The sequence below is a fragment of the Nonomuraea sp. NPDC052129 genome (assembly GCF_040680095.1).
Classification (GTDB): domain Bacteria; phylum Actinomycetota; class Actinomycetes; order Streptosporangiales; family Streptosporangiaceae; genus Nonomuraea.
This window is the reverse complement of record NZ_JBFAVX010000001.1, coordinates 939463-961602: the sequence shown is the minus strand read 5'-3', so window position 1 is coordinate 961602 and position 22140 is coordinate 939463. Positions and strand designations below refer to the sequence as shown.

27 protein-coding genes are annotated in these 22140 nt (G+C 68.5%); 17 read left to right on the top strand and 10 right to left on the bottom strand.

Features of this window, described 5'->3' with window-relative positions:
• Positions 1–42: 42 nt before the first annotated feature.
• Positions 43–1500, bottom strand: a complete 1458-nt coding sequence (locus tag AB0L53_RS04490; protein ID WP_363990083.1) for an MFS transporter — start codon at positions 1498–1500, stop codon at positions 43–45.
• A gap of 91 nt (positions 1501–1591) precedes the next feature.
• On the opposite strand from AB0L53_RS04490, the gene AB0L53_RS04485 reads away from it, so the two are divergent.
• A complete protein-coding gene (locus AB0L53_RS04485; RefSeq protein WP_363990081.1) occupies positions 1592–2032 on the top strand; it encodes a MarR family winged helix-turn-helix transcriptional regulator in 441 nt (146 codons plus the stop codon).
• 18 nt (positions 2033–2050) lie between these two features.
• Here the strand turns inward: AB0L53_RS04485 and AB0L53_RS04480 are convergent, their stop codons facing one another.
• Together AB0L53_RS04480 and AB0L53_RS04475 are read right to left on the bottom strand one after the other, a co-directional pair.
• On the bottom strand, positions 2051–2524 hold the full coding sequence (locus AB0L53_RS04480; protein WP_363990078.1) for an NUDIX domain-containing protein: 474 nt from the start codon (positions 2522–2524) through the stop codon (positions 2051–2053).
• An 81-nt stretch (positions 2525–2605) separates the two neighbouring features.
• The gene (locus AB0L53_RS04475; RefSeq protein ID WP_363990076.1) at positions 2606–4162 is read right to left on the bottom strand and encodes a serine/threonine-protein kinase; all 1557 of its coding nucleotides are present in this window, start codon (positions 4160–4162) and stop codon (positions 2606–2608) included.
• Positions 4163–4323: 161 nt separating this feature from the next.
• On the opposite strand from AB0L53_RS04475, the gene AB0L53_RS04470 reads away from it, so the two are divergent.
• Together AB0L53_RS04470 and AB0L53_RS04465 are read left to right on the top strand one after the other, a co-directional pair.
• The gene (locus tag AB0L53_RS04470) at positions 4324–5544 is read left to right on the top strand and encodes an SMI1/KNR4 family protein (protein ID WP_363990074.1); all 1221 of its coding nucleotides are present in this window, start codon (positions 4324–4326) and stop codon (positions 5542–5544) included.
• Between the two features lie 55 nt (positions 5545–5599).
• Entirely contained in the window at positions 5600–5992 is a 393-nt protein-coding gene (locus tag AB0L53_RS04465) for a hypothetical protein (RefSeq protein WP_363990071.1), read from the top strand.
• Here AB0L53_RS04465 and AB0L53_RS04460 read toward each other — a convergent pair.
• On the bottom strand, positions 5958–6704 hold the full coding sequence (locus AB0L53_RS04460) for a hypothetical protein (protein WP_363990068.1): 747 nt from the start codon (positions 6702–6704) through the stop codon (positions 5958–5960). The genes AB0L53_RS04465 and AB0L53_RS04460 overlap by 35 nt on opposite strands.
• A gap of 288 nt (positions 6705–6992) precedes the next feature.
• Here AB0L53_RS04460 and AB0L53_RS04455 point away from each other — a divergent pair, with 288 nt between their 5' ends.
• The 12 genes from AB0L53_RS04455 to AB0L53_RS04400 all read left to right on the top strand — a co-directional run bounded on the left by AB0L53_RS04455 (position 6993) and on the right by AB0L53_RS04400 (position 15076).
• The gene (locus AB0L53_RS04455; RefSeq protein ID WP_363990065.1) at positions 6993–7832 is read left to right on the top strand and encodes an NAD(P)H-binding protein; all 840 of its coding nucleotides are present in this window, start codon (positions 6993–6995) and stop codon (positions 7830–7832) included.
• Between the two features lie 203 nt (positions 7833–8035).
• The gene (locus AB0L53_RS04450; RefSeq protein WP_363990062.1) at positions 8036–9421 is read left to right on the top strand and encodes a cytochrome; all 1386 of its coding nucleotides are present in this window, start codon (positions 8036–8038) and stop codon (positions 9419–9421) included.
• A 334-nt stretch (positions 9422–9755) separates the two neighbouring features.
• Positions 9756–10235, top strand: coding sequence for a hypothetical protein (locus tag AB0L53_RS04445; RefSeq protein WP_363990059.1), 480 nt, complete (start codon positions 9756–9758; stop codon positions 10233–10235).
• Entirely contained in the window at positions 10235–11392 is a 1158-nt protein-coding gene (locus AB0L53_RS04440; RefSeq protein WP_363990056.1) for an SRPBCC family protein, read from the top strand. Before AB0L53_RS04445 ends, AB0L53_RS04440 begins: the two co-directional genes overlap by 1 nt.
• 107 nt (positions 11393–11499) lie before the next feature.
• A complete protein-coding gene (gene gvpJ / locus AB0L53_RS04435) occupies positions 11500–11895 on the top strand; it encodes a gas vesicle protein GvpJ (RefSeq protein ID WP_357943825.1) in 396 nt (131 codons plus the stop codon).
• Between the two features lies 1 nt (position 11896).
• Positions 11897–12706: a GvpL/GvpF family gas vesicle protein gene (locus AB0L53_RS04430; protein ID WP_363990054.1), complete on the top strand. Its 810-nt coding sequence runs from the start codon at positions 11897–11899 to the stop codon at positions 12704–12706.
• Between the two features lie 6 nt (positions 12707–12712).
• Positions 12713–12985: a gas vesicle protein GvpG gene (locus tag AB0L53_RS04425; protein WP_363990051.1), complete on the top strand. Its 273-nt coding sequence runs from the start codon at positions 12713–12715 to the stop codon at positions 12983–12985.
• A gap of 4 nt (positions 12986–12989) precedes the next feature.
• A complete protein-coding gene (gvpO, locus tag AB0L53_RS04420; RefSeq protein ID WP_363990049.1) occupies positions 12990–13379 on the top strand; it encodes a gas vesicle protein GvpO in 390 nt (129 codons plus the stop codon).
• Positions 13380–13396: 17 nt separating this feature from the next.
• A complete protein-coding gene (gvpJ, locus tag AB0L53_RS04415) occupies positions 13397–13774 on the top strand; it encodes a gas vesicle protein GvpJ (protein WP_363990374.1) in 378 nt (125 codons plus the stop codon).
• Positions 13737–14564 carry a GvpL/GvpF family gas vesicle protein gene (locus tag AB0L53_RS04410; protein ID WP_363990046.1) on the top strand — a complete coding sequence of 276 codons (828 nt, stop codon included), beginning with the start codon at positions 13737–13739 and terminating at the stop codon, positions 14562–14564. The genes gvpJ (AB0L53_RS04415) and AB0L53_RS04410 overlap by 38 nt, the downstream gene beginning before the upstream one ends.
• Positions 14554–14763, top strand: coding sequence for a gas vesicle protein (locus tag AB0L53_RS04405; protein WP_363990043.1), 210 nt, complete (start codon positions 14554–14556; stop codon positions 14761–14763). The genes AB0L53_RS04410 and AB0L53_RS04405 overlap by 11 nt, the downstream gene beginning before the upstream one ends.
• Positions 14753–15076 carry a gas vesicle protein K gene (locus tag AB0L53_RS04400; protein WP_363990040.1) on the top strand — a complete coding sequence of 108 codons (324 nt, stop codon included), beginning with the start codon at positions 14753–14755 and terminating at the stop codon, positions 15074–15076. Before AB0L53_RS04405 ends, AB0L53_RS04400 begins: the two co-directional genes overlap by 11 nt.
• Here the strand turns inward: AB0L53_RS04400 and AB0L53_RS04395 are convergent.
• The 4 genes from AB0L53_RS04395 to AB0L53_RS04380 all read right to left on the bottom strand — a co-directional run bounded on the left by AB0L53_RS04395 (position 15073) and on the right by AB0L53_RS04380 (position 18909).
• Positions 15073–15966, bottom strand: a complete 894-nt coding sequence (locus AB0L53_RS04395) for an aminoglycoside phosphotransferase family protein (protein ID WP_363990038.1) — start codon at positions 15964–15966, stop codon at positions 15073–15075. The genes AB0L53_RS04400 and AB0L53_RS04395 overlap by 4 nt on opposite strands.
• Before the next feature lie 88 nt (positions 15967–16054).
• Positions 16055–17515 (bottom strand): DHA2 family efflux MFS transporter permease subunit, encoded by a 1461-nt coding sequence (locus AB0L53_RS04390; protein WP_363990035.1) that lies wholly within the window; start codon positions 17513–17515, stop codon positions 16055–16057.
• A 78-nt stretch (positions 17516–17593) separates the two neighbouring features.
• Positions 17594–18079, bottom strand: coding sequence for a MarR family winged helix-turn-helix transcriptional regulator (locus AB0L53_RS04385; protein ID WP_363990032.1), 486 nt, complete (start codon positions 18077–18079; stop codon positions 17594–17596).
• Between the two features lie 26 nt (positions 18080–18105).
• Entirely contained in the window at positions 18106–18909 is an 804-nt protein-coding gene (locus AB0L53_RS04380; protein ID WP_363990029.1) for an AfsR/SARP family transcriptional regulator, read from the bottom strand.
• 231 nt (positions 18910–19140) lie between these two features.
• Here AB0L53_RS04380 and AB0L53_RS04375 point away from each other — a divergent pair, with 231 nt between their 5' ends.
• Positions 19141–19356, top strand: a complete 216-nt coding sequence (locus AB0L53_RS04375) for a DUF397 domain-containing protein (protein WP_357943849.1) — start codon at positions 19141–19143, stop codon at positions 19354–19356.
• Positions 19357–19465: 109 nt separating this feature from the next.
• On the opposite strand, the gene AB0L53_RS04370 is transcribed toward AB0L53_RS04375, so the two are convergent.
• The gene (locus AB0L53_RS04370; RefSeq protein ID WP_363990025.1) at positions 19466–20338 is read right to left on the bottom strand and encodes a Scr1 family TA system antitoxin-like transcriptional regulator; all 873 of its coding nucleotides are present in this window, start codon (positions 20336–20338) and stop codon (positions 19466–19468) included.
• A gap of 405 nt (positions 20339–20743) precedes the next feature.
• Positions 20744–21532 carry an MBL fold metallo-hydrolase gene (locus AB0L53_RS04365; protein WP_363990022.1) on the bottom strand — a complete coding sequence of 263 codons (789 nt, stop codon included), beginning with the start codon at positions 21530–21532 and terminating at the stop codon, positions 20744–20746.
• Positions 21533–21590: 58 nt separating this feature from the next.
• On the opposite strand from AB0L53_RS04365, the gene AB0L53_RS04360 reads away from it, so the two are divergent.
• Positions 21591–21989 carry a MerR family transcriptional regulator gene (locus AB0L53_RS04360; RefSeq protein WP_358541807.1) on the top strand — a complete coding sequence of 133 codons (399 nt, stop codon included), beginning with the start codon at positions 21591–21593 and terminating at the stop codon, positions 21987–21989.
• Positions 21990–22140: the final 151 nt, after the last annotated feature.

Sequence of the window (22140 nt, the reverse complement as noted above, 5' to 3'; positions counted from 1 at the left end):
GTCCGGCGCGGCGGCGGCCGACGGGGAAGGCGGTCTTCGACCTCAAGCCCCAGGGGTGAGCCCACGACGATCCCTTCTGCCGGTGATGAGGAAGACCGCCAGCGCGGCCAGGCAGAGGAAGGCGGCGGCCGACAGGCTCGCCACGGTGAACCCGTGCACGGTCGCCTCGTCGACATCGGTGGGATGGGCCGCCAGGTAGCCGGCCGCGGCCGTACCGGCGATGGTGCTGAGCAGCGCGGTGCCAAGGGAGGCACCCATCTGCTGGGCGGTCATGACGGCGGCGCCGGCGACGGAGGTGTCGGCGCCCGCGTTGAGGGTGGCGGTGCTGTTGGCGGTGATCAGCACCCAGCCGGTGCCCAGGCCGACCAGGAAGAGCACCGGCAGTACATGAAGCCAGTAGCCGCTGTCCACCCGCAGCAGGCCGAGCAGGCCCAGCGCGACCGCCAGGGTCAGCAGCCCCGGGGTCAGCAGTGCGCGCAGCGGGGCACGGGACACCAGCCGGCCGACCGTCCGCGCCCCGAGCATGAGGCCCGCGGTGAGGGGGAGGAAGGCCAGTCCGGCGCGTACGGGCGGGTAGCCGAGCACGTTCTGCAGGTAGAAGGTGAGGAAGAACAGCGCGGCGAACATCCCCACCGCCAGGCTGAGCACGGCCAGGTAGGAGCCGCCGCGGTGGCGGTCGAGGATCACGCGCGGCGGCAGCAGCGGATGGTCGACCCGGTGCTGGGCCCACGCGAAGACGGCCAGCAGCAGGACTCCCGTGGTCAGCGGGCCGAAGGTGATGGCCGCGCCCCAGCCGTCGATCTCGGCTCGCGAGAAGCCGTACACCAGCGCCATCAGGCCGGCGGTTGCCAGCAATGCGCCCCCCACATCCACCCGGGGTCTGGACCCGACCGGCGCGGAGCGGACGGCGTAGAGCACGCCCGCGCCGGCGGCCAAAGCGATGGGGATGTTCACGTACATGCACCAGCGCCAGTCCAGGTACTCGGTCAGGACTCCGCCCAGGAGTACGCCCAGGCCGGAGGAACTGCCCATCACCGTCCCGTACACGCCGAAGGCCCTGCCCCGCTCGGCGGGCAGCGGGAAGGAGGCGGCCATGGTGCCGAGGACGGCAGGCGTCAGCAGGGCACCGAAGGCACCTTGCAGGCCCCGGGCGGCCAGCAGCGTCGCCGGCCCGGTGGCCGCGCCACCCAGGGCAGAGGCCAGGGCGAAGCCGGCCAGCCCGATCAGCAGGCTGCGGCGGCGGCCGAACAGGTCCGACAGCCGGCCGCCCAGGAGCAGCAGGCCGCCGTAGCACAGGGCGTAGATGGTGATCACCCACTGGCGGGTGGGGTCGGACATGGACAGCGATCGCTGCGCGGAGGGCAGCGCGATGTTCACGATCATCAGGTCGATCCCGACCATGAGCTGGGCTGTGGCGACCGTGGCCAGCGCCCACCAGCGGCGCGGATCGGGAAGCGGGGGATCAGAGGGGTGCCGGGCGGAGCCGACTGTCGTGGTCATGGCATACCTCGAAATTGGTTGGCCAACCCAACGTTGGCCCGGCCAACGGTAGCACCATAATCGTGGGGCGCGCCAACGGTAGACTCGGTCCATGGAGTCGGCACCCGCCCGCCTGCGCGGCAAGCCCAGCTGGTTGATCAGTAAGACCTCGCTGCACGCGCAGCGCCTCATCGGCGAGGTGCTGACACCCGTCGACGCCCGTGGCCACCACTTCGCGATCCTGGCCGCGCTGGAGGAGTTCGGGCCCGCCAGCCAGATCGCCCTCGGCCAGCGCTGCGGCATTGACCGCAGCGACACCCACGCCACTGTGAACGAGCTCGCGGACCAGGGGCTGGTCGAGCGCGCGCCCGACCCGGCCGACCGGCGCCGCAACATCATCACCCTGACCCCAGCCGGGCGGCGGCGCCTCGAGGAGCTCGACTCGATCCTGGCCGGGGTTCAGGAAGAGCTGCTCCGGCCGCTGTCAGAAGCCGAGCGCACGCAGCTGCTGGAGCTGCTGAGGCGGGTATTCGATCACGTGCTCAGGCGGTAGCCGGGAGACATGACCGCGTCAGCCGTCGACAAGGACCGGGTCGCGGGGCGGGCCGTCGGCGAGAAGGGCGGTCAGCAGGTGCGGTAGCCCGGCGGGTCGCAGGAGGTCGGCGGTATCGGTCAGCTCTTGCGCTGTCCACCAGCGGTGGCCGGTGATGCTCGTCCTTTCGAAGTCCTCCATCCGGGTGGTGTCGATCTCGAAGACGGGGACGCGGGCCAGGTAGTAGCGCTGCCGTACCTCGTAGGTGACGCCGTCTCGATCGACGGTCCAGGGGCGTCCTCTCCACACCTCCGGGCCCAGGGTCGCGCCCGTCAGCCCGGTCTCCTCGTACAGCTCGCGCAGTGCCGCGTCCTGATGCGTCTCGCCGGGTTGGAGTCCGCCGCCGGGGGTGTACCAGCGAAGGGTGCCGTCGAGTCGGTTGCGGCTGGAGAACAGTAGGAGCCGATCGGCCGTGTCGATGAGCACCACTCGGGCGCTGGGACGCGCGATCAAAGGGCCCCTCCCCATCCTCCGTGTGAGCGCGGGGTGCAACCTGATCTCCTTTGGGAGGTGACGGGTCTCTGGCGGAGCCGGTCAGCCGAAGCCGTTGGGGCAGAGGAAGGCTCTGATGGCGCTCGGCGCGCTCTTGAGGAGTGCCGACTCGTTCTCCAGCGAGCAGAAGTCACTGCCGATCTCGGCGTTGACGAATCGGGTCGCGTTCCGTTTCGCGATCAGGTCGATGCCGCCGACGCTCGGGGAGTCTAGTTCGGCCGCCACCCAGTAGCCCACGCACCGCTTGCGGGCGACCCTGGCGTCCTGCGGCAGGCCGCCGTTCAGCGTGGCGGCCTGCCGCAGGATCGAGCTCGCGGACGCGCACGGGACGTCGGTGGCCGAGCGATGTGTGGTGGGGGACGCGCTCGCCTTCTCCTTTGTGGCGGGCGTTTCCTCAGGGGTCTCCGTCTCCTCAGGGGTCTCCCTCGTGCTGGTCGTCTCCTCGGGAGTCGGGGTCGGGGTCTCCGTCGTCTCCTCGGGGGTCGGGGTCGCGCTCGTGTCCGGCGTCAGGTTCTCCGCGGGTGTGGACGTGGGAGGGTCGCTCAGGCTCCGGAGTGCCGCCGGTATCCCCTCCGAGCCCACCCAGACCAGCGCGCCGATGGCCACGACCGTCGCCAGGACAGCGGCGGCCGGCCCCAACGGCACGCGATTGGCCGGCGGTGATATCGGCGGCGGCATGACGACCGTGCCCGACCTGGGTGGGGGCGGCGTGGGGGTCGTGTCCGACCTGGGTGGGGGCGGCATGACGATCGTGCCCGCCGTGAGTGGGGTCGTGCCCGATTTGAGTGCGGTGAGCTGGGCGAGCAGCTCGTCCGCGGTGGGCCGGGCCGTCCTGTACTTGGCGAGCGAGCTTCGTACCAGGTCGCGGACCTGCGTGGGCACCTCGGACAGGTCGGGATCGACGCTCATGACGCGGTAGGCGAGGACGTCGGGGGCTCCGGTGCCGAAGGGTGGGCGCCCCGTCGAGGCGTACGCCATCAGCGCACCCCAGGCGAAGACGTCGGCGGCGGCGTCCGCCTCGTCGCCCCGATACTGCTCAGGGCTGATCCAGCCGGGTGTACCGATCAGCGCGCCGGTGCCCGTGAGGCCGCTCTCGTCGAGGGCTCGGGCGATGCCGAAGTCGAGGACCTTCGCGCCGGAGTCGGAGAGGATCACGTTCCCGGGTTTGAGGTCGCGGTGCACGATGCCGGCCCGGTGGATGTCGGTGAGCGCCTCTGCGATGTCCACGCCGAACGAGAGCAGCTCGTCCGCCGGCAGTGGCGCGTTGTCCTGTACGTACGCGCTGATCGTCGGGCCGGGGACGAACTCGGTGGCCAGCCAGGGAGGCATCGCGGTGGTGTCGGAGGCCATCACCGAGACCGTGCAGCGCCCGCGCACCCGGGACAGGAGATCGACCTCGCGGACGAAGCGGGCGAGAAACTGCGGATCGGCGGCTAACCCCGGATGGATGACCTTGACCGCGGCCCGGGCGCCGTCGTCCGCGACCCCCGCATAGACCACGCCCATGCCGCCGGCGCCCATCCGGCCCACGATCCGGTACGGACCGATCGCCTCGCGCTCGTCCTTCACCAGGGGGCCGAAGCCGCCGGGGTCACTCATCGAGGCTCCGCTCGCCGGATCATCGCAACGGCAATGATCCTAATGACAGGTGCCCGGGTGTGTGCGCTCGCCCTCGGAGCGTGATCGCGGGCCGGGTGACCGCGAGCACCTCGGTGCGGAGTCGTCATCCGTCTAGATCAATTCCGGGTAATCTGCCGGACATGCGGCGATTGATCACATCCCGCGGGCTATGGCTCGCGCTTTTGGCGGCCATTGCGGCAGCGACGATCGTGGTGATCGCGCGCTCTCGACGGCGCCCGGTCCAGCGGGAGGAGGTGGCTTCCGATTCCTTTTCGATTCCGACCCGGAGTTCGATTCCGACCCGGAGTTCGATTCCGACCCGGAGCGAGAAAGCGCAGTGGCCGCCGGCCCCGATCCTCGGCACTCCCACCGCTGAGGATCTCCAGCGCTATGGCGCCGAAAAGCCCTCTCTCTTCGACCGCCCCGAGTTCACCAGATTCTTCGAACGCGGCGAGCCAAGGGAGCCGCTGGACGATGCCACCCGCCGCCGCCTGACTCGTTGGGCCGTCGCCGGATTCGCGATTCTCATGCTGGCTCTCGGTACTCAAGTCCTTGAATCCGCGGTCTTCTCCAAGCCCTCATCTGAGTTGAGTTGGGGGGCATGCCTTGGGGACACCTCGGACAGCGGTACGGCCTGCACGTTCGCCGGAAACGAGGAGGAGCACGGTCCGGACTCCGATTACGTGTTCCAGCAGTCGGCGGAGAGTGAGGAAACGCAGGTCCGTGCCGACGCGGACTGCCGGCCCGTGGGCGCCGAACCGCGCGTACGGAAACTCGACGCGAAGGTCAAGCGGGCGGTGGACCGTCAGTGGCAGCGCATCGAGGACTGGTTGAAGGCCAACGCTCCCCAGAGTTATCGCACACTCGGCAAGAACGGAGACGCGAAAACCATCGCGGCCGCGGAGGCGCATATGGGAATGCGATTCCCTGACGATCTGCGGGCCTCACTCCTGCGGCATGACGGGGCCGTCTACCTCAAGGACACCTGGCCCTTCGGCTTCCTGGGCAACTCGTACTCGAGCGTCCAGGAAACGCGTGCCACGTGGCGAGAGTTGTGCGACATCGACGGTGAGGAGGAAAGTTACGGGGAATTCTCCGATCCACGATCGGAATGGTGGGACGGGCGAATGATCCCCGTCGGCGCCGACGGAGGGGGCGATCACCTGGTGATCGACTCGGTGCGGAAGGACCTCGGCGAAACCGATCACGAGGGCTCCATGAGTTTCACGCCGGGAGGCGTCCGGATCCGGTCGTTCTACGCCCTGCTGAAGACCACCGCAGACGCCATGGAGAAGGGCGGCTCTATCGGCTACTGGAAGCCTAAGGTGGTCGACGGTGAACTCGACTGGGACGTCCTCTGAGTGCCTGAGGCGAGCAATGCGCCCGGTGCGGGCATGATCGGTAGAGTCGCGCCCCATGGGTGTTCTCGTCGATTACTTCACGGTGGACTCCGAGCAGTCCGCCCGGCTGGCCCTGTCCGGTGGGCCGGCGGCGTTGAATCTGCCGTACGTCGACTGCAAAGGCTGGCTCGACGATCTCGACACGCTGGCCGCCGAGCTGAGCGGACGTGACCTCAGCGAGTTCGGTGACAGCAAGGTCGTCATCGACGACGGTGAGTCGGCGGGCGTTGAACTGGCGGCGTCCGAGACCACCGCCGCGCTCGCCGCCGTGGACGACGCGCGGCTGCGCGAGTACGCCGAGGAGGAACTGCTCGACGAGTTCGAGGTCGAACGCATTACCGGCCTGCGGGACCTGGCTCGCGAGGCGGTACGGCTCAACCAGGGGATGTATCGCTGGTCGTGCCTCTGAGCGCCTCGAACAGCTCCTCGCGGAGCGCGGGCGGCAGTTTCCGGCCCAGCTCCGAAGGGCTCACCAGCGCGTGGTCGTCGTTGGACTTGAGGGCCCTCTCCACGAGGAACTCCAAGCTGAAGCGGGCCTTCTCCCGGTGACGTGGGTCCGGCCAGCGCTCCACCAAAGGCAGCGCCGCCTCCACCCGTGCGCTGACCCGGTCGAGGAGCGCGTAGCCGGGCAGGCCGGGAAAGCGCTGGGCCCGCAGGTCGATGTGCTGGAAGGCGACACCGTCGAGCTCCGCGCCGGTGAAGTCGTTGCCGGTGAAGTCATTGCGGTCCCTGCCCAGTGCCGCCTGGTCGTGGGTTGGACGGCCCCAGAAGTTGACATCCCGCACGCGGCCGAGAAAGACGCAGTCGACGAATTCGGCTTCGGACGTGGACGTCTGGTCCCTCAGCCGGGACCCGTCGAACACGCACCTCTCGAACCGGACGTTGCCGAAGAAGGTGAGCGGCGCGAATCGGGTGCGGCGGAACACACAGTCGCGGAAGACCGACTGCGGCCAACTGACGCGCTTCCACAACCCGCGCACGCCAGTGACCCCCATCGACAGTTGTTCGAAGGTGGTGCCGGAGAAGTCGCAGCTTTCGAACCGGCTGCCGTGGGCGCTGAAGGAGACGAAGTGAATCCCGGAGAAGTCCACGCCCACCAGCAGCGCCTTGTCGAAGGTCACACTGGACACTCCAGCAGGAAGGTCGAAACGCCGCTCGCGAAGTGTTCCCCGGGCGAGCCACGCGGGCTGCCACTTGTCTGGGCTCGGCTGGAGGCTGAACCGCTCGGACGCGCTCATGTCGGGCGCCGGCCGCGGCTTGGTTCTGGGAGCTCGTGATCACGCATGCGCGGAGTCTCGCAGCCCGATCCGACAAACAGCCTGCGGAACCGGTACATAGGGGCGGCGCGGCCTGGCGCAAGCGACGCACCGAGTCGGAATATTTCCGCAAATGGCCAGGCTGACCGGGGCATGATTCTTGTGACCGGTGCCACCGGCAACGTCGGACGGCAGGTTATCGCCCAGCTTGTATCCTCCGGCGCCCCCGTGCGGGCGCTGGTGAGAGACGGTCAGCAGTCTCGGCTCCCGGAGGGGGTTGAGGCGGTCGAAGGTGATCTGTCCAGGCCGAGCACTTTGAAGGGGGCGCTGGCCGAGGTCGAGACGGTGTTCCTGATCTGGCCCTTCCTCACTACGGACGGCGCCTCCGCCGCACTCGACGTGCTCCAAGGCCGGGCCCGACGCGTCGTCTACCTCTCCTCGTCGGGGGTGAAGGACGAGGCCGAGTGGCAGAGCGACCCGATCAACCAGCTCCACGCCGACATGGAGCGCCTGATCGAGAGGTCCGGCCCGCAGTGGACGATCCTGCGGGCGAACACCATCGCTTCCAACACTCGTGGGTGGGCCGAGCAGATCCGTGGCGCGGATGTCGTGCGTGGTCCTGACATCGCCGCCACCGCGGTGATCGATCCGCGCGACATCGCCGCCGTAGCGGTACGCGTGCTGATCGAGGACGGGCACGCGGGTGCGACATACGTGCTGACCGGTCCGCAGGTGGTGAGCAGGACCGAGCAGGTACACGCCATCGGGGAGGCGATCGGACGCCCGTTGCGTTTCGAGAAGGTGCCCGTAGAGATCGCCCGGCAGCAGATGCTCGCGGACGGCAGGCCGCCGGCCCTGGTAGCGGCCCTGCTGGCCAGCGCCGAAACGCGACCTCACTCAGCATTGATCACCTCCACCGTGGAAGAGGTCACCGGAACTCCGGCGCGTACATTCCGAGACTGGGCCTTCGACCACGCCGACGACTTTCGCTGAGCGGGCTGAGCTGTCGACGGCTCCGTCGCATAGCAGAAGTCAGATCTCCCTCGTCACGTGCTGTGCTGTGATTTTTCCGGAAAGTGTCCCTTTCGCGCCCGCGTGGTGATGCAAAACCCCCAATTTGGTCTTCCACGTGGGCGCCGGGATGCGACCGCTCTCACAGAAGCAGCGGACCGAGAGAGAGGTCGTGCATCACCTTGATGCCTGGCGCGTGGACCCCATCGACCCCTGAACCACTGGCGTCGGTATCCGTAGAGCCGCTGCTCACCAGGGACTACGACGCGGATCCCGCGCTCGTCCATGACCGCCTGCGCGCCAAGTACGGGCCGGTCGCGCCGGTGGACCTGCTCGGGGTGCCCGTGTGGCTGGTCCTCGGGTACGCCGAAGTGCTGCGGGTCATGAAGAATGAGGGTGACGTCTGGAGCAAGCGCCTGGACAACTGGCGGGCGAGGGTGGAGGGCGGGCTGCCACCGGACTGGCCGGTGCTTCCCGCGTTCGAGCTCAACAGCGTGGCCTTCCAGGACGGGATGACGCTGCACCGGCTCCGCGACACGTGGACCTCGGCGCTCGCGCCCTTCCAGGACCGCGGTCACCCTCAGGCGCAGCTGCTGGAAGACGCGATCAGGCGATATGCCGACGACCTCATCAGTTTGCTGGCCGAAGGCGAATCCCGTACCGGATGGGCGGATCTGTCCGCACAGTACGCACGACCGCTCCCGTTGATGGTCGCCAACCGGCTCTTCGGCTTCGAGACCGCGCGTGGCGATGACGTGGTCATGGACACCTGGCGGGTGCTGGACGCCGGTCCCGAGGCGGCCGCGGCCTCGCAGCGGTTGTTCGCCGCGATGATGGAGTTGTCTACCGCCAAGATGAGCCGCCCCGGGAACGACCTGCCTTCCTACATGCTCGCGGCCAATCCCGACTTCACCGTCGAAGGGCTGTCCCGGGAGCTCCTCATGCTGCCGGGGGTCGTCGGCGACATGACCGGGGGCCTGATCTGCAACACGATCCTCGAGGTGATGACCAATCCGGAGGTGCGGTCGGGCCTGTCCGCGGGGACGATCGAGGAGACCGTGAACCGGGTCGCGCTGGCCAACCCGCCGATGGCCAACCTCACATTCCGGTTCCCGACGGCGGATGTGCGGCTGGGGCGCTTCGTCATCGCCGCGGGTGATCCCGTCATGTTGTCCGTCGCCGGAGCGCACAGCGATCCGTTGTTCGGCAGCGCGATCGACCGGGAGGCCATCCGCAGCACCCGCGCCCACCTGGCATGGGGCGCGGGGCCGCATGCCTGCCTCGCCCGGCTGCTGGCCACCCGCATCACCACGATCGCCGTGGAGCGGCTGTTCGATCGCCTCGACAGGCTGCGGCTCGCGATGCCCGCCGACCAGCTCCCATGGCGTTCCTCCCCCTTCATGCGGGCGCTGCGGTCCCTGCCGGTCGAGTACGAACTCGCCCACGCCCCGGCGAACACCGAACCGGCAGCGTCGGCGGATGCGGTCACCCTGGAAGAGGAGCCGCCCCGCTCCGCGCTGTGGCGTTTCCTGCGCGGGCTGCGTGGCGAACGGCGTGGATCACGGAAATAGGGGCCGGCGGCTCGCCGTGGTTGGTGTGGCAGCTGCTGCCGATGCTCGGGTACAGCAGCGCGGTCGTCATGCTGGTCGCGGGCAAGCGGGTCCGGCGGCGCGTGGAGCAGGTTCTCTAGCCGCACGGGAAGCGTGCAAATCGCTGTAAAAAGCGAATTATTGACTATATCTGTACGAAGTGCACATGGCGCTCCTTGCGCGGCCTCTGCGGGCCTCTGGCACCTGATTCGCCTCGCATGTCCGTTTTCTCCGATCATGTGTTTGTTTGTCTTTTTTGTGGGGCAGGTGGAGACCGGTTGTTCCAGGCGAGTCGGGAGGGCAAGGAGCGCTGGTCATGAAAGACAAAGTTCAGATAGGGCTGGCCATCGCCGCGGGCTACTACCTCGGCCGACGCCACAAGCTGCGTTGGGCGACCACGTTGGCCGTGGCCGGGGTGCTCAGCCGGCTGCGCGGCCAGGGAGGCCTGCTGTCGCAGGGGATCAAGATGCTCGGTTCGTCACCTGAGATGGACAAGCTCACCGGCCGCCTGCGTGGCGAGCTGATGGACGTCGGCAAGGCAGCAGCCGTGGCCATGACGAGCAGGCAGCTCGAATCGCTGACGTCGAGGCTGCACGAGCGGGCCGAGGGTCTACGCCATCCGGGCACGCCTGAGGAAACGGCCGAAGACGAAGAGGACTACGAAGAGGGCTACGAGGAGGAAGAGGAAGAGGCGCCCGAGGAGGAACCGCCCAAGCCGGCACCACGGAGAAGGAAGCCCAAGGCCGAGCCCGCCCGCGCCGCGCGACCGGTCACCAGGACACGGAGGCGAGCTTGATGGCTCAGGTATCGAAGGCTCGGCCCATCAAGAAGGTCACTGAGGCCCTGCCGGCAGACGTCAAGAAGGTCGCGGAGGCCCTGCCGACCGAGGCGCTCACCCAGGAGCTCAAGAACCTCGCACAGGCCTTCATCGAGCGAGCGCTGCAGTCCGTGAGCGACAAGGTCGAGGACATGGCGGGCCGGCTCGCCGATCCCGCGGCAGGCGGCGGAGTTTCCGGCCTGTTCAGCGCGCTCACCGGATCGGATGAATCTGGCGGCAAGTCCGTCAAAGGTTCGATGCTGGGTGGCGCGGCCAAGGGGGCCGTCAAGGGTCTGCTAGGAGGTATGGGCAAGGGGACCAAGAAGCTACGGTTCGTCAACATCGCCGAAACGCTCGACATCGGCGCTCCCGTACGGGTCGTCTACAACCAGTGGACGCAGTTCCAGGACTTCCCGACCTTCATGAAGAAGGTGGAGCACGTCGAGAACGAGAGCGACGAGAAGCTGTCCTGGAAGACGCAGGTCTTCTTGTCCCACCGCAACTGGGAGTCGCACATTGTCGAGCAGGTGCCCGACGAACGGATCATCTGGCGATCCAAGGGACCCAAGGGCTACGTCGACGGTGCTGTGAGCTTCCACGCGATAACCCCCAACCTGACTCGGGTCCTGCTCGTACTCGAATATCACCCGCGCGGAGTGGTGGAGCACGTCGGCAACGTCTGGCGTGCGCCGGGCAGGCGTGTACGGCTGGAGTTCAAGCACTTCAGACGGCATGTCATGACGCAGACCATGCTGCACCCCGAGGAGATCGCCTCCGGCGGGTGGCGCGGCGTGATCCATGACGGTGAAGTCGTCAAGGACCACGAGACCGCGGTCCAGGAGGAGGAAGCCGCGCAGGAGGAGGAAGAGGAACGGCCGGAAGAGGAGCCGGAGGAAGAAGAGGAAGCGGGAGAAGAGGAAGCGGGAGAAGAGGAAGCGGGAGAAGAGGAAGAGGAACTGCCGGAGGACGAGTACGAGGAGGAGGAAGAGCCCGAGGAGGAAGAGGAGGAGCCGGAGGAAGAAGAGGAAGAGGAGGAGGAAGAAGAGCCGCCTCGCGCGGCCTCTCGGAGACGGGGGCGCGCCAAGGAGCCACCGGCGCGGCCGGTTCGTCGCAGAGCCGGTACCCGGACGACGTAACCCGGGACGGCGTCCGCGAAGACCGGCGGGGCAGCGTCGCCAGAGACCGGCGGGGCAGCGTCCCCGAAGAGCGGCGGGCGGCGTCCGCGAAGACCGAGGGAGAAGTAATGACCGTGCAACCCGCGACAGGCGGAATAGCCGACCGTCCGTCTCCGTCGGGCCTGGCCGACGTCATCGACACGATCCTCGACAAAGGTCTGGTCATCGACGCCTATGTCCGGGTCTCACTCGTCGGCATCGAGCTGCTGACGATCGACGCGCGCATCGTCGTGGCAAGCGTGGACACCTACTTGCGCTACGCCGAGGCCGTGAACCGGCTGGACCTCGAGGAGTCCGGGGGAGAAGGGCTGCCCGAGATCATGCAGAACATGACGCAGGGCAAGGGCAAGAACGTCACCCAAGGAGTCCTGGAAGCGGCAGGGGAGAAGCTGAGCGACTTCGTCGGCGAGCTCGGCGAGAAACAAGAGACGCGCAGTCGGCGGCAAGAGCGAGAGGAGCGGTGAAATGGCGCAATCCGCGGAAGCCGCGAAGGCCGCCGGTCAGGATGTTCCCGAGCAGGTCACCAAGACCACCGGCGTCTACATCTACGGTCTCGTACCCGAGGACGTCGAGGTGTCCGGCGACGCGCAGGGCGTAGGGGATGAAGCCTCGGAGATCAGGCTGATCCGGCATGGCGAGATCGCCGCTCTGGTGAGCGACGTCACGCTCGACCGCCCGCTCGGCACCCCCGACGACCTGTTCCGGCATGGGGCTCTGCTCGATGCCACCGCCGCCGAGGTGCCCATCATCCCGCTCCGCTTCGGCTCGGTGATGACGAACGAGGAAGCCGTCGTCGAGGAGCTGCTGACGCCGCACCACGATGAGTTCCGCAGCGCGCTGGACGAGCTGGAGGGACGGGCCGAGTACGTCATCAAAGGACGCTACGTCGGCCAAACCCTGTTCCGTGAGGTGCTGAGCGAGGTCCCGGAGGCCGAGCAGTTGCGTGCGGAGATCCAGGGGAAATCGGAGGATCTGACGCGGAACGCGCGGATCCGGCTCGGGGAGCTGATCAACCAGTCGGTCGTGGCCAAACGCGAAGCCGACACGCAGACGCTGACCGAGGAGGTGAGCCCGCTCGCCGCCCTCACCGTCATCCGGGAGCCCTCTCACGAACAGGACGCCGTTCATGTGGCCGTACTCATGGAGACGGACCGGCAGGAGGAGCTGGAGCGGGTGGTGAACGAGTTCGCCGATCGCTGGTCCGGACGGGTTGAGATGCGCATATTGGGCCCGCTGGCACCGTACGACTTCATCACCGCGCGGACTCAGGAGTGATGACGGGTGGGACTGATCAGCCTGATCTTCGGCTGGCCGCTCGCGCCGGTCAAAGGGGTGATCCGGCTCGGCGAGCTGATACAGGAGCAGGTGGAGCGGCAGACGCGTGACCCTGCGGTGGTCAGGCGCCGGCTGGAGGAGATCGAGCAGTCCAGGGCCGCCGGCCTGATCTCCGAGGAGGAAGAGGCGCTGGCGATGAAGCAGACGCTCGAATCGATGATCGGCGAGCCCGGCCAGGCTGTCGTGCCGACAGGTGAGGAAGAGGAAGAGGAGGGGTGATCGCATGCCTGTCAGGCGCAGTGTCCGCGAAGAGCGGCCGGCCGGCAGCCAGGCACCAAGGCGCTCAGGGGAGGAACCCGACGAGAGACGGACGGAACCACGTCAGAAACGCCGCCCACGCGGCCTGTCAGTGGCGGACGTCGGCGAAGCCGGTTTGAGCCACATCGCCGATCTGGTCGCGGGCGAGCCGGAAGGCATCACGATGGTGAAGCCGGTCGAGCGCGGCTGGGTGGTGAACGTGGAGGTCCTCGAAGATCACCGCATTCCCTCTTCCGGTGACATTCTCGCGCTCTACGAGGCCGAATTGGACCCGGAGGGAAACCTGCTGTCCTACCGGCGGATCCAGCGGTACCGGCGGGGCAGCGGCACCAACGCGGAGGGCGGTTCGCGATGACCGAGCCCGGCTCTGTGATGCGCCAGTCCAACGCCCCCGCCGGGCGGCTGTCCAACCACGAGCCGGCGAACCTCGGCGACATCCTGGAACGGGTACTCGACCGAGGCATCGTGATCGCGGGAGACATCCGCGTGAACCTCCTGGACATCGAGCTGCTGACCATCAAGCTCCGGTTGATCATCGCCTCGGTAGACACCGCCAGGGAGATGGGGATCGACTGGTGGGAGCACGATCCATGGCTCAGAGGGCAGGACCGGGAGCTGCGCGAGGAGAACCGCAGGCTCCGGCGACGGCTCGCCGCCGCGGAGGAGGGCGCCGCACTGCCGCGCGGACCGACCGCGGAGGTCGAGTACGTCGATGAGCGAGCAGCCGAAGTGGACGAGCGTGATGAATAACGCGGGCACTTACCTGTACGCGGTCACCCGTGACGAGGGTGCCACCCTTCCCGAAGACTTGAAGGGCGTGGCGGGCGAGGGGGTGCGCGCGATCACGCATGCCGGTCTCGTCGCGTACGTGAGTACGGTCCCGCTGGACCGGTTCGGCGAAGAGCCGCTGCGGCGGTCCATGGAAGACCTGGACTGGCTGGGCGAGACCGCTCGGGCGCACCATCGCGTGGTGGAGGCGGTGGCGCGGACGGCGCCGACCGCCCCGGTCCGTCTGGTCACGGTCTACAGCGGCGAGGACCAGATCAGGGAGCTCCTGGACCGGCGGCATGACGATTTCGCCGAGACGCTCGGACGGATCGCCGACCGGCAGGAGTGGGGGGTGAAAGCGTACGTCGATCCGGCCGCGCCGCCGCCCGCCGAAGCGGGGGAGGAGAGCGCGACCAGCCCGGGACTGGCGTACCTCAAGAAGCGGCAGGCGAGTCTGCGCAGCCGGGAGGAGACCTGGCGCCAGGCCGCCGCGCGTGGGGAGCACATCCATGACGTCCTCAAGTCCGTGGCGGTCGCCAGCCAGCGGCATCGCCCCCAGGACCCGCAGCTGTCAGGTCGCGCGGAGTGGATGATCCTCAACGGCGCCTATCTGGTCGATCTCGAGCGCGGCGCGGAGTTCGCGCGGGTCGTCGACGGGCTGCGGGGCGAGGGAATCGACGTGGAGCTCACCGGTCCGTGGGCGCCGTACTCCTTCGCCGCCTTCGCCGAGACACCGGAGAGGCCGGGAGGGGGGACCGGCGATGACGCCTGATGAGCCTCGCGGCGCCGTGCTCGCCCGGGAGGACCGGCTGCCGCCCGAACGCGTGGCGCTGGTGGACCTCCTCGACCGGCTGCTGGCGGGTGGGGTCGTGGTGAGCGGGGACCTCGTCCTGTCCATCGCGGACATCGACCTGGTGCGCATCTCTGTACGCGCGCTGATCATGTCGGTCCGGAGCACCGATGAGGAATGACCTGGAAAAGGCGTCATCGGTGCGGAAGGTGCCGTCGAGGCGGCTGCGCATTGAGACCGACGCCGAGGCGGTGGAGCGCGATCTGTCGCGTCTGGTGCTCACCCTGGTCGAGCTCGTACGTCAACTCGTGGAGCGTCAGTGTGTGCGCCGGATGGAGCAAGGGGACCTGTCGGACGAACAGATCGAGGCACTCGGCGTGACCTTGATGCGGCTGGAAGAGGCGATGACCGAAATGTGCGACAAATTCGGCCTGTCGCCCTCCGACCTCAATATCGACCTCGGACCGCTCGGAACGCTGCTTCCCCGGGACTAGCTGTCGGCGAGGACCTGCGCCAGCGCATGGGATGCCTGGCGGATCATGCCGGGGTTGGTCTCCCAGTAGTACGGCAGCGCTATCACCGCCTGAGCGAGCGCCCAGCCGCGGCCGCGCACCCAGGACGCGTCGTCGACGCCGAGTTCGCGCCGGAATCGCCGGCGGCTGTCACCCGCGAACACGTTCCACGCGGGCTGGAGGTCGCAGGCGGGGTCGCCCACGTTGAGGCCGCCGAAGTCGATGACCGCCGACAGACGGCCGTCGACGACGAGCAGGTTGCCCGGCAGCAGATCGCCGTGCAGCCAGACCTCCGGGCTGTCCCAGGCCGGGGCGTCGAGCGACTCCTGCCATGAGCGGAGCGTGGCGTCGCCGTCGATTCGGTCGCCGAGCTGGGCGATCGCCTGACGAACAGACGCGTCGCTCTCCGCGAGCGGTCCGCCTCGGCTGTGCGGGGAGCGCGGGGGCGCACCGGCGGTAGTGACCTGATGGAGCGCGGTCACGAACGCCGCGAGATCGACGGCTGCCTGGTCCAGGTCGTCGATCGTGCCGTTGGCGTTCGCGCCGGGCAGCCACTCGTACACCGACCAGTCGTAGGGATAGCCCTCGGCCGGCCGCCCCATGGCCAGTTGCACCGGAAGCGCGAGGGGTAGGTGCGGCGCGAGCCTCGGCAGCCACTCCGCCTCCTTCGCCGCCTGCTTGGTGGCCCACCCGATGCGCGGAAGCCGAGCGACCAAGTGGTCACCGAGCCGGTAGATGTCGTGATCGGTTCCGTACGAGTCGACCGGCGCGATCGGCAGCTCGGCCCAGCGCGGGAACTGCCCGGCGAGCAGGCGGCGCACGAGGGCGACGTCGGTCTCGATCTCGTCGGTGTGCATCTTGGTCGCTCTCATCGCCGTCATTCTTGGTGAACCGCCTTGACCGTCGCAACGGAGTTTCGCCGACAACGGCCGGGACCGGCCCGGCCGTTGTCGGCGAAAGTCAGGCTGAGGTGAGTACAGCGGGGTCCTCAGCGGTGGTGGCGGTGGTGTCCTGTTCGGGCCGGCGCAGCACGGTCAGCGCCACGATGAAGGCGGCCACGAGCAGCGCGGCGGAGATGGTGAAGGCCACGTGATAGCCGCCGGTCAGCGCGACCGCCTGACTCTGCCCGGCGGACAGCAGATCCTCGGTACGGGAGGCGGCGAGCGTGGACAGCACCGCGACACCGATCGCCATGCCGACCTGCTGGGTGGTGTTGAACAGCCCGGAGGCCAGGCCCGCGTCGTCGGCCTTGGCGCCGGACATGCCGAGCGTGGTCAGCGCCGGCAGGACCAGGCCGCCGCCGGCGATGAGCAGCATGACCGGGAGCAGGTCGGTGACGTAGTTGGCGGTCACCGGGACGCGGGTGAGCCAGCCCATCGCCGCGAGCAGGAGCGCCAGGCCGACCAGCAGGACGCGGCGGGCGCCGAAGCGGGTGTTGAGCCGGGCGGAGACGAACAGCGACACGGCGCCGATGGCCACCGCCGCGGGCAGCATCGCCAGGCCGGTGCCGAGCGCGCTGTAGCCGAGGACCTTCTGCATGAAGAGCGCGACGATGATCTGGAAGGCGAACATGGCCGACAGCGCCAGCATCTGGACCAGGTTGGCGCCCGAGACGGTACGCGAACGGAAGATCCGCAGGGGCATCAGCGGGGTTCTGGCGGTCGCCTGACGGATGACGAAGGCGGCCAGCAGAGCGAGGGATACCGCGCCGAGGCCGAGGGTGTGCGCGGCGAGCCAGCCGTACTCCTCGATCTTGACCACCGTGTAGATGCCCAGCATCAGACCGCTGGTGACCAGGACGGCGCCGATGACGTCGGCCCCGGCGGCGAGTCCGGCCCCGCGGTCGCCCGGCAGCGCCCGGATCGCCAGCGTGATGGTGGCCAGGCCGATCGGGAGGTTGATGAAGAAGATCCAGTGCCAGCTGAGCGCATCGGTGATGACCCCGCCCAGAACCTGGCCGATCGAGGCGCCGGCGGCGCCGGTGAAGCTGAAGATGCCGATCGCCTTGGCGCGTTCGGCGGGCTCGGTGAACAGCGTCACCAGGATGCCGAGAACGACCGCGGAGGCCATCGCGCTGCCCACGCCCTGGAGGAACCGGGCGGCGATCAGCAGGCCGGGCCCGGTCGCCGCGCCGGCCAGCAGCGAAGCGGCGGTGAAGACCGCGTTTCCGGCCAGGAACATGCTTTTACGGCCGATGAGGTCACCCAGTCGACCGGCCAGGAGCAGCAACCCGCCGAAAGCGATCCCGTACGCGTTGACGATCCAGCTGAGCCCGGCGGGCGAGAAGCCCAGATCCCGCTGCATGGCCGGCATCGCGACGGTCACGATGCTGCCGTCCAGGACCGTCATCAGCATCGCGGCGGACAGCACTATGAGCGCCAGCCAGCGCGATGGTTGGGAGGAAGGTGCGGTATATGACATGGCCATCTCCTGCTCAAAAGGCGAACAAGAGGAACCATAACAGATAGTCCCGTTGCAGACGATATGCCTCGGACCTTTTTAGCCCTTCTGTCGAGCCCTTCGAACCCCTTGCGGCGCCTCGGCGGGGGTGGCCAGATGCCCCGCCGCCAGGCGATTCATGGCCCGCAACAGCACCTCGGCCTCGTCCTCGGGCAGCGAGGCGAGGGCCGCCCGGTGTACGCCATCGACGATGGTCTGGCTCTGCTTGGCGACCTCCGCGCCCTTGTCGGTGACGGCGATGATCCGGGCCCGCCGGTCCGTGCTGGACGGGCGGCGCTCGGCGAGGCCCGCCTTCTCCAGGGCGTCGACGGTGACCACCATCGTGGTCTTGTCCATGTCGCCGAGCTCGGCGAGCTGGATCTGCGTGCGCTCCTCTTCCAGGGCGTGCACGAGCACGCAGTGCATCCGCGCCGTCAGCCCGATCTCCGCCAGCGCCGCCGCCATCCGGGTCCTCAGGATGTGGCCGGTGTGGTCCAGCAGGTACGACAGGTCCGGCGCGGTGCGGGAAGGGGCCATGGCAGTCATGTCGTCCAGTTTAGCAATTAGTTCCGTTATGGATTATCCCGATGCTTCGCGTCGCCCTTCCTGGCGGCTTCGGCCACGCGGCGGACGGCGCTCTTGTCGGCTTCGCCGGGTGCTCCGGACGGCGCGAATCCGGGCGAATCGCCGAGGCCCGGGTCCTGGCTGAGGATGCGCTGATGGAGGCGCTCGATGTCCGCGCCCGGATCGGCCCCGAGCTCGTCGGCCAGCCGCTTCCGCAGGGCGGCGAACGCGCCCAGCGCTTCGGCCGGTCGGCCGGCGCGGTGGCAGGCCAGCATGAGCAGGCCGGTCAGCTGCTCGTCCGGCGGTCCGGCGGTGGCCAGGTCCAGGATCTCGGGGACGAGTAGTGCATGGTGCCCGAGCCGCAGCTCGGCCTCCAGGCAGTCGATCACCGCGGCTCGGTGCTCCGCCTGCAGCTTGGCGCGGGCGTTCGCCGCGGACTGGCCGGTCAGGCCGCTGAGCGGCTCGCCGGGCCGCAGGCCGCGGGTGCCCCACTGCCGAAGGGCGTCACGCAGGATCGGTACGGCCTGCGCGTCGTCACGCCCGATCAGCGGCCGCGCCTCGTTCACCAGATCGCGGAAGCGGTAGACGTCGACCTGGTTCCGGTCGGCCAGCAGCCGGTAGCCGCCCTGGTACTTGGGCAGCATGTCGCCCAATTTCGGCCCGCTGGAATGTCCCAAATGAGCACGCAGGTCGCTCGCATAATGCTGGATGACCTTGCGCGCGCTGTTTATCGGCTCCGCGCCCCAGATCTTGTCGATCAGCTCCTCCATGGTGACCGGCCGGGTTCCGGCGAGGAGGAGCAAAGCCAGCATCAAACGTTGTTTTCGGTCACCGACATAAACCCGCACACCGTCCCGGTAAGCCTCCACGCCGTTCAACAATCGAAACTGCATCGGTCCACTCCTTCGTACTACGTGTATTGGATATGACTAACGGCGTTCATAGAATTCCTATGGCTGACCGACGGCGCGGCACCGAGCCGATACCCAGGCCGACCAGACAGCGGGCGGCACATGTCTCCCCGGACGGACAGGAGAGAAATAATGGGTACTGCCAAGGAAGGCCGGTCGCGGCGCGCCGAATGGTTCAAGGCGACGTTCAGTGACAACGGCGGCGGCTGCGTAGAGGTCGCGCTGGGCGAGAACGTGGTCGCGGTGCGCGACTCCAAGGACCCCGAGGGCCCCGTTCTCTATTTCAGCGGTGAGGAGTGGGGCGCGTTCCTCGCCGGGGTGTACGCGGGCGAGTTCGACCTGAGGTGATCCGGGTCCATGGCCGGGGAGCGCGGGTCGCGACCTCCCGGGCGGCCCTGGGGAGTGCGCGAGGTGCCCGCTCCCCGGGGATGGGCGGACGGCCGTGCGCAAGGCGGGGTCACCGATCCGCGGCGCGGACGTCGGCACTGATCGTGGCGAGGAAGTCCCGCGCCTCGTCGCCGAAGACCGCCATCTGGCTCAGCAGGGACCATTGCCGCTGATAGACCGCGATGTCGTCGGCGTGGCCGGCGCTCAGCCTCACATGCGCGACTTCTATCTCCACAAAAGTGTCCGCCGCGCTGCCGTCGCTCTCGTAGAGGGTGAAACCGTGCGGGGGGCAGACAAGCGCTTCTGTGTTGTGCGGTATCAAGCCGATGGAGACGTTCTCCAGGGTGCTCAGCGAGGCTATCCGGTCCAATTGGGCGAGCAGGAGTTTGGGTGATCCAGGACGGCACCGCAGCGCCGCCTCGGTAATGAGGAATTCGAAACGCCGGCTTTCCTCATACAGGGCGAGCTGCCGCTGCAAACGAGCCGCGACGGCCATGGACAGATTGCCCTCGGTGTACGGCGGGTCGAACAACGCGAAGATGCGCCGGGCATACTCGGCGGTCTGCAACAACCCCGGAATGACGGTGGGCTGGAATCCCCGTACCAGCTGCGCCTGGTCCTCCTGCTCCCGGATCTCGTCCTGCAGGTGCGCTTGCCGCTGGAGGGCGGCCCGCCAGCTGTGCATCTCGGTGAAGGCCGCCTCGGTCAGGTCGGTCAGCCATTCCCGGGTCTGGCTCGACGCCTCCACCGCCTCGCCCCATGCCGTCACCTCCGGCAGCGAGGGGATCACGGTCCCTGACTCGATGCGGGAGACCTTGGACTGGCTGATGCCGACCCGGTGGGCCAGGTCGCGCCCGGAGATCCCGGCCAGGTCACGCAGGCGCCGCAGCTCTGTGGCCAGACGCTCACGCTTGGTGCGCTGTTCCGCGCCGTCACCGTTCATCCGCTCCGCACCCTCGACAGCATCCGGCGCACCATTCTCTACGAACCAGTTTGATGCCAATTGATGATGCACTAAATCAGCTAATGTCGCACACGTCAAACCGGTGGGCGGTGCTCGGTCTTGCCCTGGTTGGAGGAAGGATGGCTGGTCCACGCGCGGGCGCGCTCACATCGGCGGGGCGGCGGTGTGATTCACGGTGATTCAGAGGGGGCGCGCTCTGCTTCGGTGAGAACGAGATGGCGGCGCGCGCCGGGCTCGGAGCCCGGCCACCGCGTTCTGCGCGCCGGGCTCGGAGCCCGGCCACCGCGTTCTGCGCGCCGCGGTGGCCGGGCAGCCAGAGGTACGCGCGCGGGCGACAACCGGTTCATGCCCAGTAGAGCGCGCCCTACGACAACTGACCAGACCTCAACTCATGCGGTGCAGCTCCCACGGGTCGTGCGCGGAGAACACCTCCACCCCGTGCACGTTCGCCAGTTCGCGCAGCCGGTCCTGGCTCGTCAGCCGTGACCCCTCGTCCACCTGCGAGTCGAGCTGCACGATGTCCATCAGCGGATGCGATCGCGGGTCGTCGGCCGACAGCTCGCGGTGGTAGAAGTAGGCGTCACCGGCGTGCAACAGCCACCGGTCGCCGTCCCTGACCGCCACACCCGCATGGCCCACTGTGTGCCCGGCGAGCGGCACCATCAGGAAGTCCGGCGAGAACGTCGAAGGCCGCACCCCCTCGACCCCGTACCAGCTGTCCCCGGTACCGGGGTAGGTGACCCAGCGCGGGCCGTGCGCCCAATGGCCGGGGCGGTAGCGGCGGTTCGGCGCCTCCGTCAGCGCCGCCTGTAGCTCGGCCGCCATGACGTGCACCTCGGCCTGCGGGAAGTCGGGCAGCCCGCCGCTGTGGTCGACGTCCAGGTGGGTCAGCAGGATGTGCCGTACGTCCGCCGGGTCGTAGCCAAGGGCGGCGACCTGCTGGACGGCGGTCTCCGCCGGCCGGAGCTCGGGCCCGACCAGCTCGACCCACTCGGCTTCGAGCAGCTCGCCTGGCCGCGTCACGTCGTCCAGCCCCAGTCCCGCCTCCACCAGGACCAGCCCCGAGTCGGGGGTCTCGACCAGCAGGGCGTGGCAGACGGCGGGCGCGGAGGGCAGGGACTCGGTCGAATCGATCTCGCGCATCGAGCCGAGATTCAGGTGATGGATTGTCATGTGCCCTAGACTGCGACTTGAAGCGCGGTTCAAGTCAAGTCAAGGCAAGGAGCAGGCCGTGGACGAGACGTTGCTCGACATCGGTGAGGTGGCGCGGCGGTCCGGCCTGGCGCCGTCGGCACTGCGGTTCTACGAGCGCAAGGGGCTCATCACGGCCGACGGGCGCAACGGCCTGCGCCGCACGTACGTGCCGGAGACGCTCGAACGCCTGGCACTGGTCACCTGCGCGCGTGACGCCGGGTTCACGCTCACCGAGATTGCCGCGTTCCTGCGGGCCGGGCCGTCCGACGCCGTGTTGCGCGAGCGGATGGCCGCCAAGGAGCGCGAGGTGGACGAGCGGATCGCGCAACTCACCCGGCTGCGCGACAGCCTGCGCCACGCGGCGGTGTGCGACCACGACCCGTTCGTGGAGTGTCCGGACTTCAAGCGGGCCATCCGCCGCGTCAGCGTCCCGTAGGAGCCAGGGAGGTCCGTCACACGACCGTCTCGGCCCCTGTGATGGTCCGTGGTGGCTGAGGTCCCTGAGAGGGAAGCCACCTTCGGGGGAGAGGAGGGTCGGGGTCCTTGGGGAAGGTGCCCCCGTTCGGGGGAACGGTGGAAGCCGGTCC

Bases quoted from the DNA above. Each gene is read 5' to 3' on its own strand.
- AB0L53_RS04490 (WP_363990083.1), bottom strand. From the start codon at position 1,500: ATGACCACGACAGTCGGCTCCGCCCGGCACCCCTCTGATCCCCCGCTT.
- AB0L53_RS04485 (WP_363990081.1), top strand. From the start codon at position 1,592: ATGGAGTCGGCACCCGCCCGCCTGCGCGGCAAGCCCAGCTGGTTGATC.
- AB0L53_RS04475 (WP_363990076.1), bottom strand. From the start codon at position 4,162: ATGAGTGACCCCGGCGGCTTCGGCCCCCTGGTGAAGGACGAGCGCGAG.
- AB0L53_RS04470 (WP_363990074.1), top strand. From the start codon at position 4,324: ATGCGGCGATTGATCACATCCCGCGGGCTATGGCTCGCGCTTTTGGCG.
- AB0L53_RS04465 (WP_363990071.1), top strand. From the start codon at position 5,600: ATGGGTGTTCTCGTCGATTACTTCACGGTGGACTCCGAGCAGTCCGCC.
- AB0L53_RS04455 (WP_363990065.1), top strand. From the start codon at position 6,993: ATGATTCTTGTGACCGGTGCCACCGGCAACGTCGGACGGCAGGTTATC.
- AB0L53_RS04450 (WP_363990062.1), top strand. From the start codon at position 8,036: ATGCCTGGCGCGTGGACCCCATCGACCCCTGAACCACTGGCGTCGGTA.
- AB0L53_RS04445 (WP_363990059.1), top strand. From the start codon at position 9,756: ATGAAAGACAAAGTTCAGATAGGGCTGGCCATCGCCGCGGGCTACTAC.
- AB0L53_RS04440 (WP_363990056.1), top strand. From the start codon at position 10,235: ATGGCTCAGGTATCGAAGGCTCGGCCCATCAAGAAGGTCACTGAGGCC.
- gvpJ (WP_357943825.1), top strand. From the start codon at position 11,500: ATGACCGTGCAACCCGCGACAGGCGGAATAGCCGACCGTCCGTCTCCG.
- AB0L53_RS04430 (WP_363990054.1), top strand. From the start codon at position 11,897: ATGGCGCAATCCGCGGAAGCCGCGAAGGCCGCCGGTCAGGATGTTCCC.
- gvpO (WP_363990049.1), top strand. From the start codon at position 12,990: ATGCCTGTCAGGCGCAGTGTCCGCGAAGAGCGGCCGGCCGGCAGCCAG.
- gvpJ (WP_363990374.1), top strand. From the start codon at position 13,397: ATGCGCCAGTCCAACGCCCCCGCCGGGCGGCTGTCCAACCACGAGCCG.
- AB0L53_RS04410 (WP_363990046.1), top strand. From the start codon at position 13,737: ATGAGCGAGCAGCCGAAGTGGACGAGCGTGATGAATAACGCGGGCACT.
- AB0L53_RS04405 (WP_363990043.1), top strand. From the start codon at position 14,554: ATGACGCCTGATGAGCCTCGCGGCGCCGTGCTCGCCCGGGAGGACCGG.
- AB0L53_RS04400 (WP_363990040.1), top strand. From the start codon at position 14,753: ATGAGGAATGACCTGGAAAAGGCGTCATCGGTGCGGAAGGTGCCGTCG.
- AB0L53_RS04395 (WP_363990038.1), bottom strand. From the start codon at position 15,966: ATGAGAGCGACCAAGATGCACACCGACGAGATCGAGACCGACGTCGCC.
- AB0L53_RS04390 (WP_363990035.1), bottom strand. From the start codon at position 17,515: ATGTCATATACCGCACCTTCCTCCCAACCATCGCGCTGGCTGGCGCTC.
- AB0L53_RS04385 (WP_363990032.1), bottom strand. From the start codon at position 18,079: ATGACTGCCATGGCCCCTTCCCGCACCGCGCCGGACCTGTCGTACCTG.
- AB0L53_RS04380 (WP_363990029.1), bottom strand. From the start codon at position 18,909: ATGCTGGCTTTGCTCCTCCTCGCCGGAACCCGGCCGGTCACCATGGAG.
- AB0L53_RS04375 (WP_357943849.1), top strand. From the start codon at position 19,141: ATGGGTACTGCCAAGGAAGGCCGGTCGCGGCGCGCCGAATGGTTCAAG.
- AB0L53_RS04370 (WP_363990025.1), bottom strand. From the start codon at position 20,338: ATGAACGGTGACGGCGCGGAACAGCGCACCAAGCGTGAGCGTCTGGCC.
- AB0L53_RS04365 (WP_363990022.1), bottom strand. From the start codon at position 21,532: ATGACAATCCATCACCTGAATCTCGGCTCGATGCGCGAGATCGATTCG.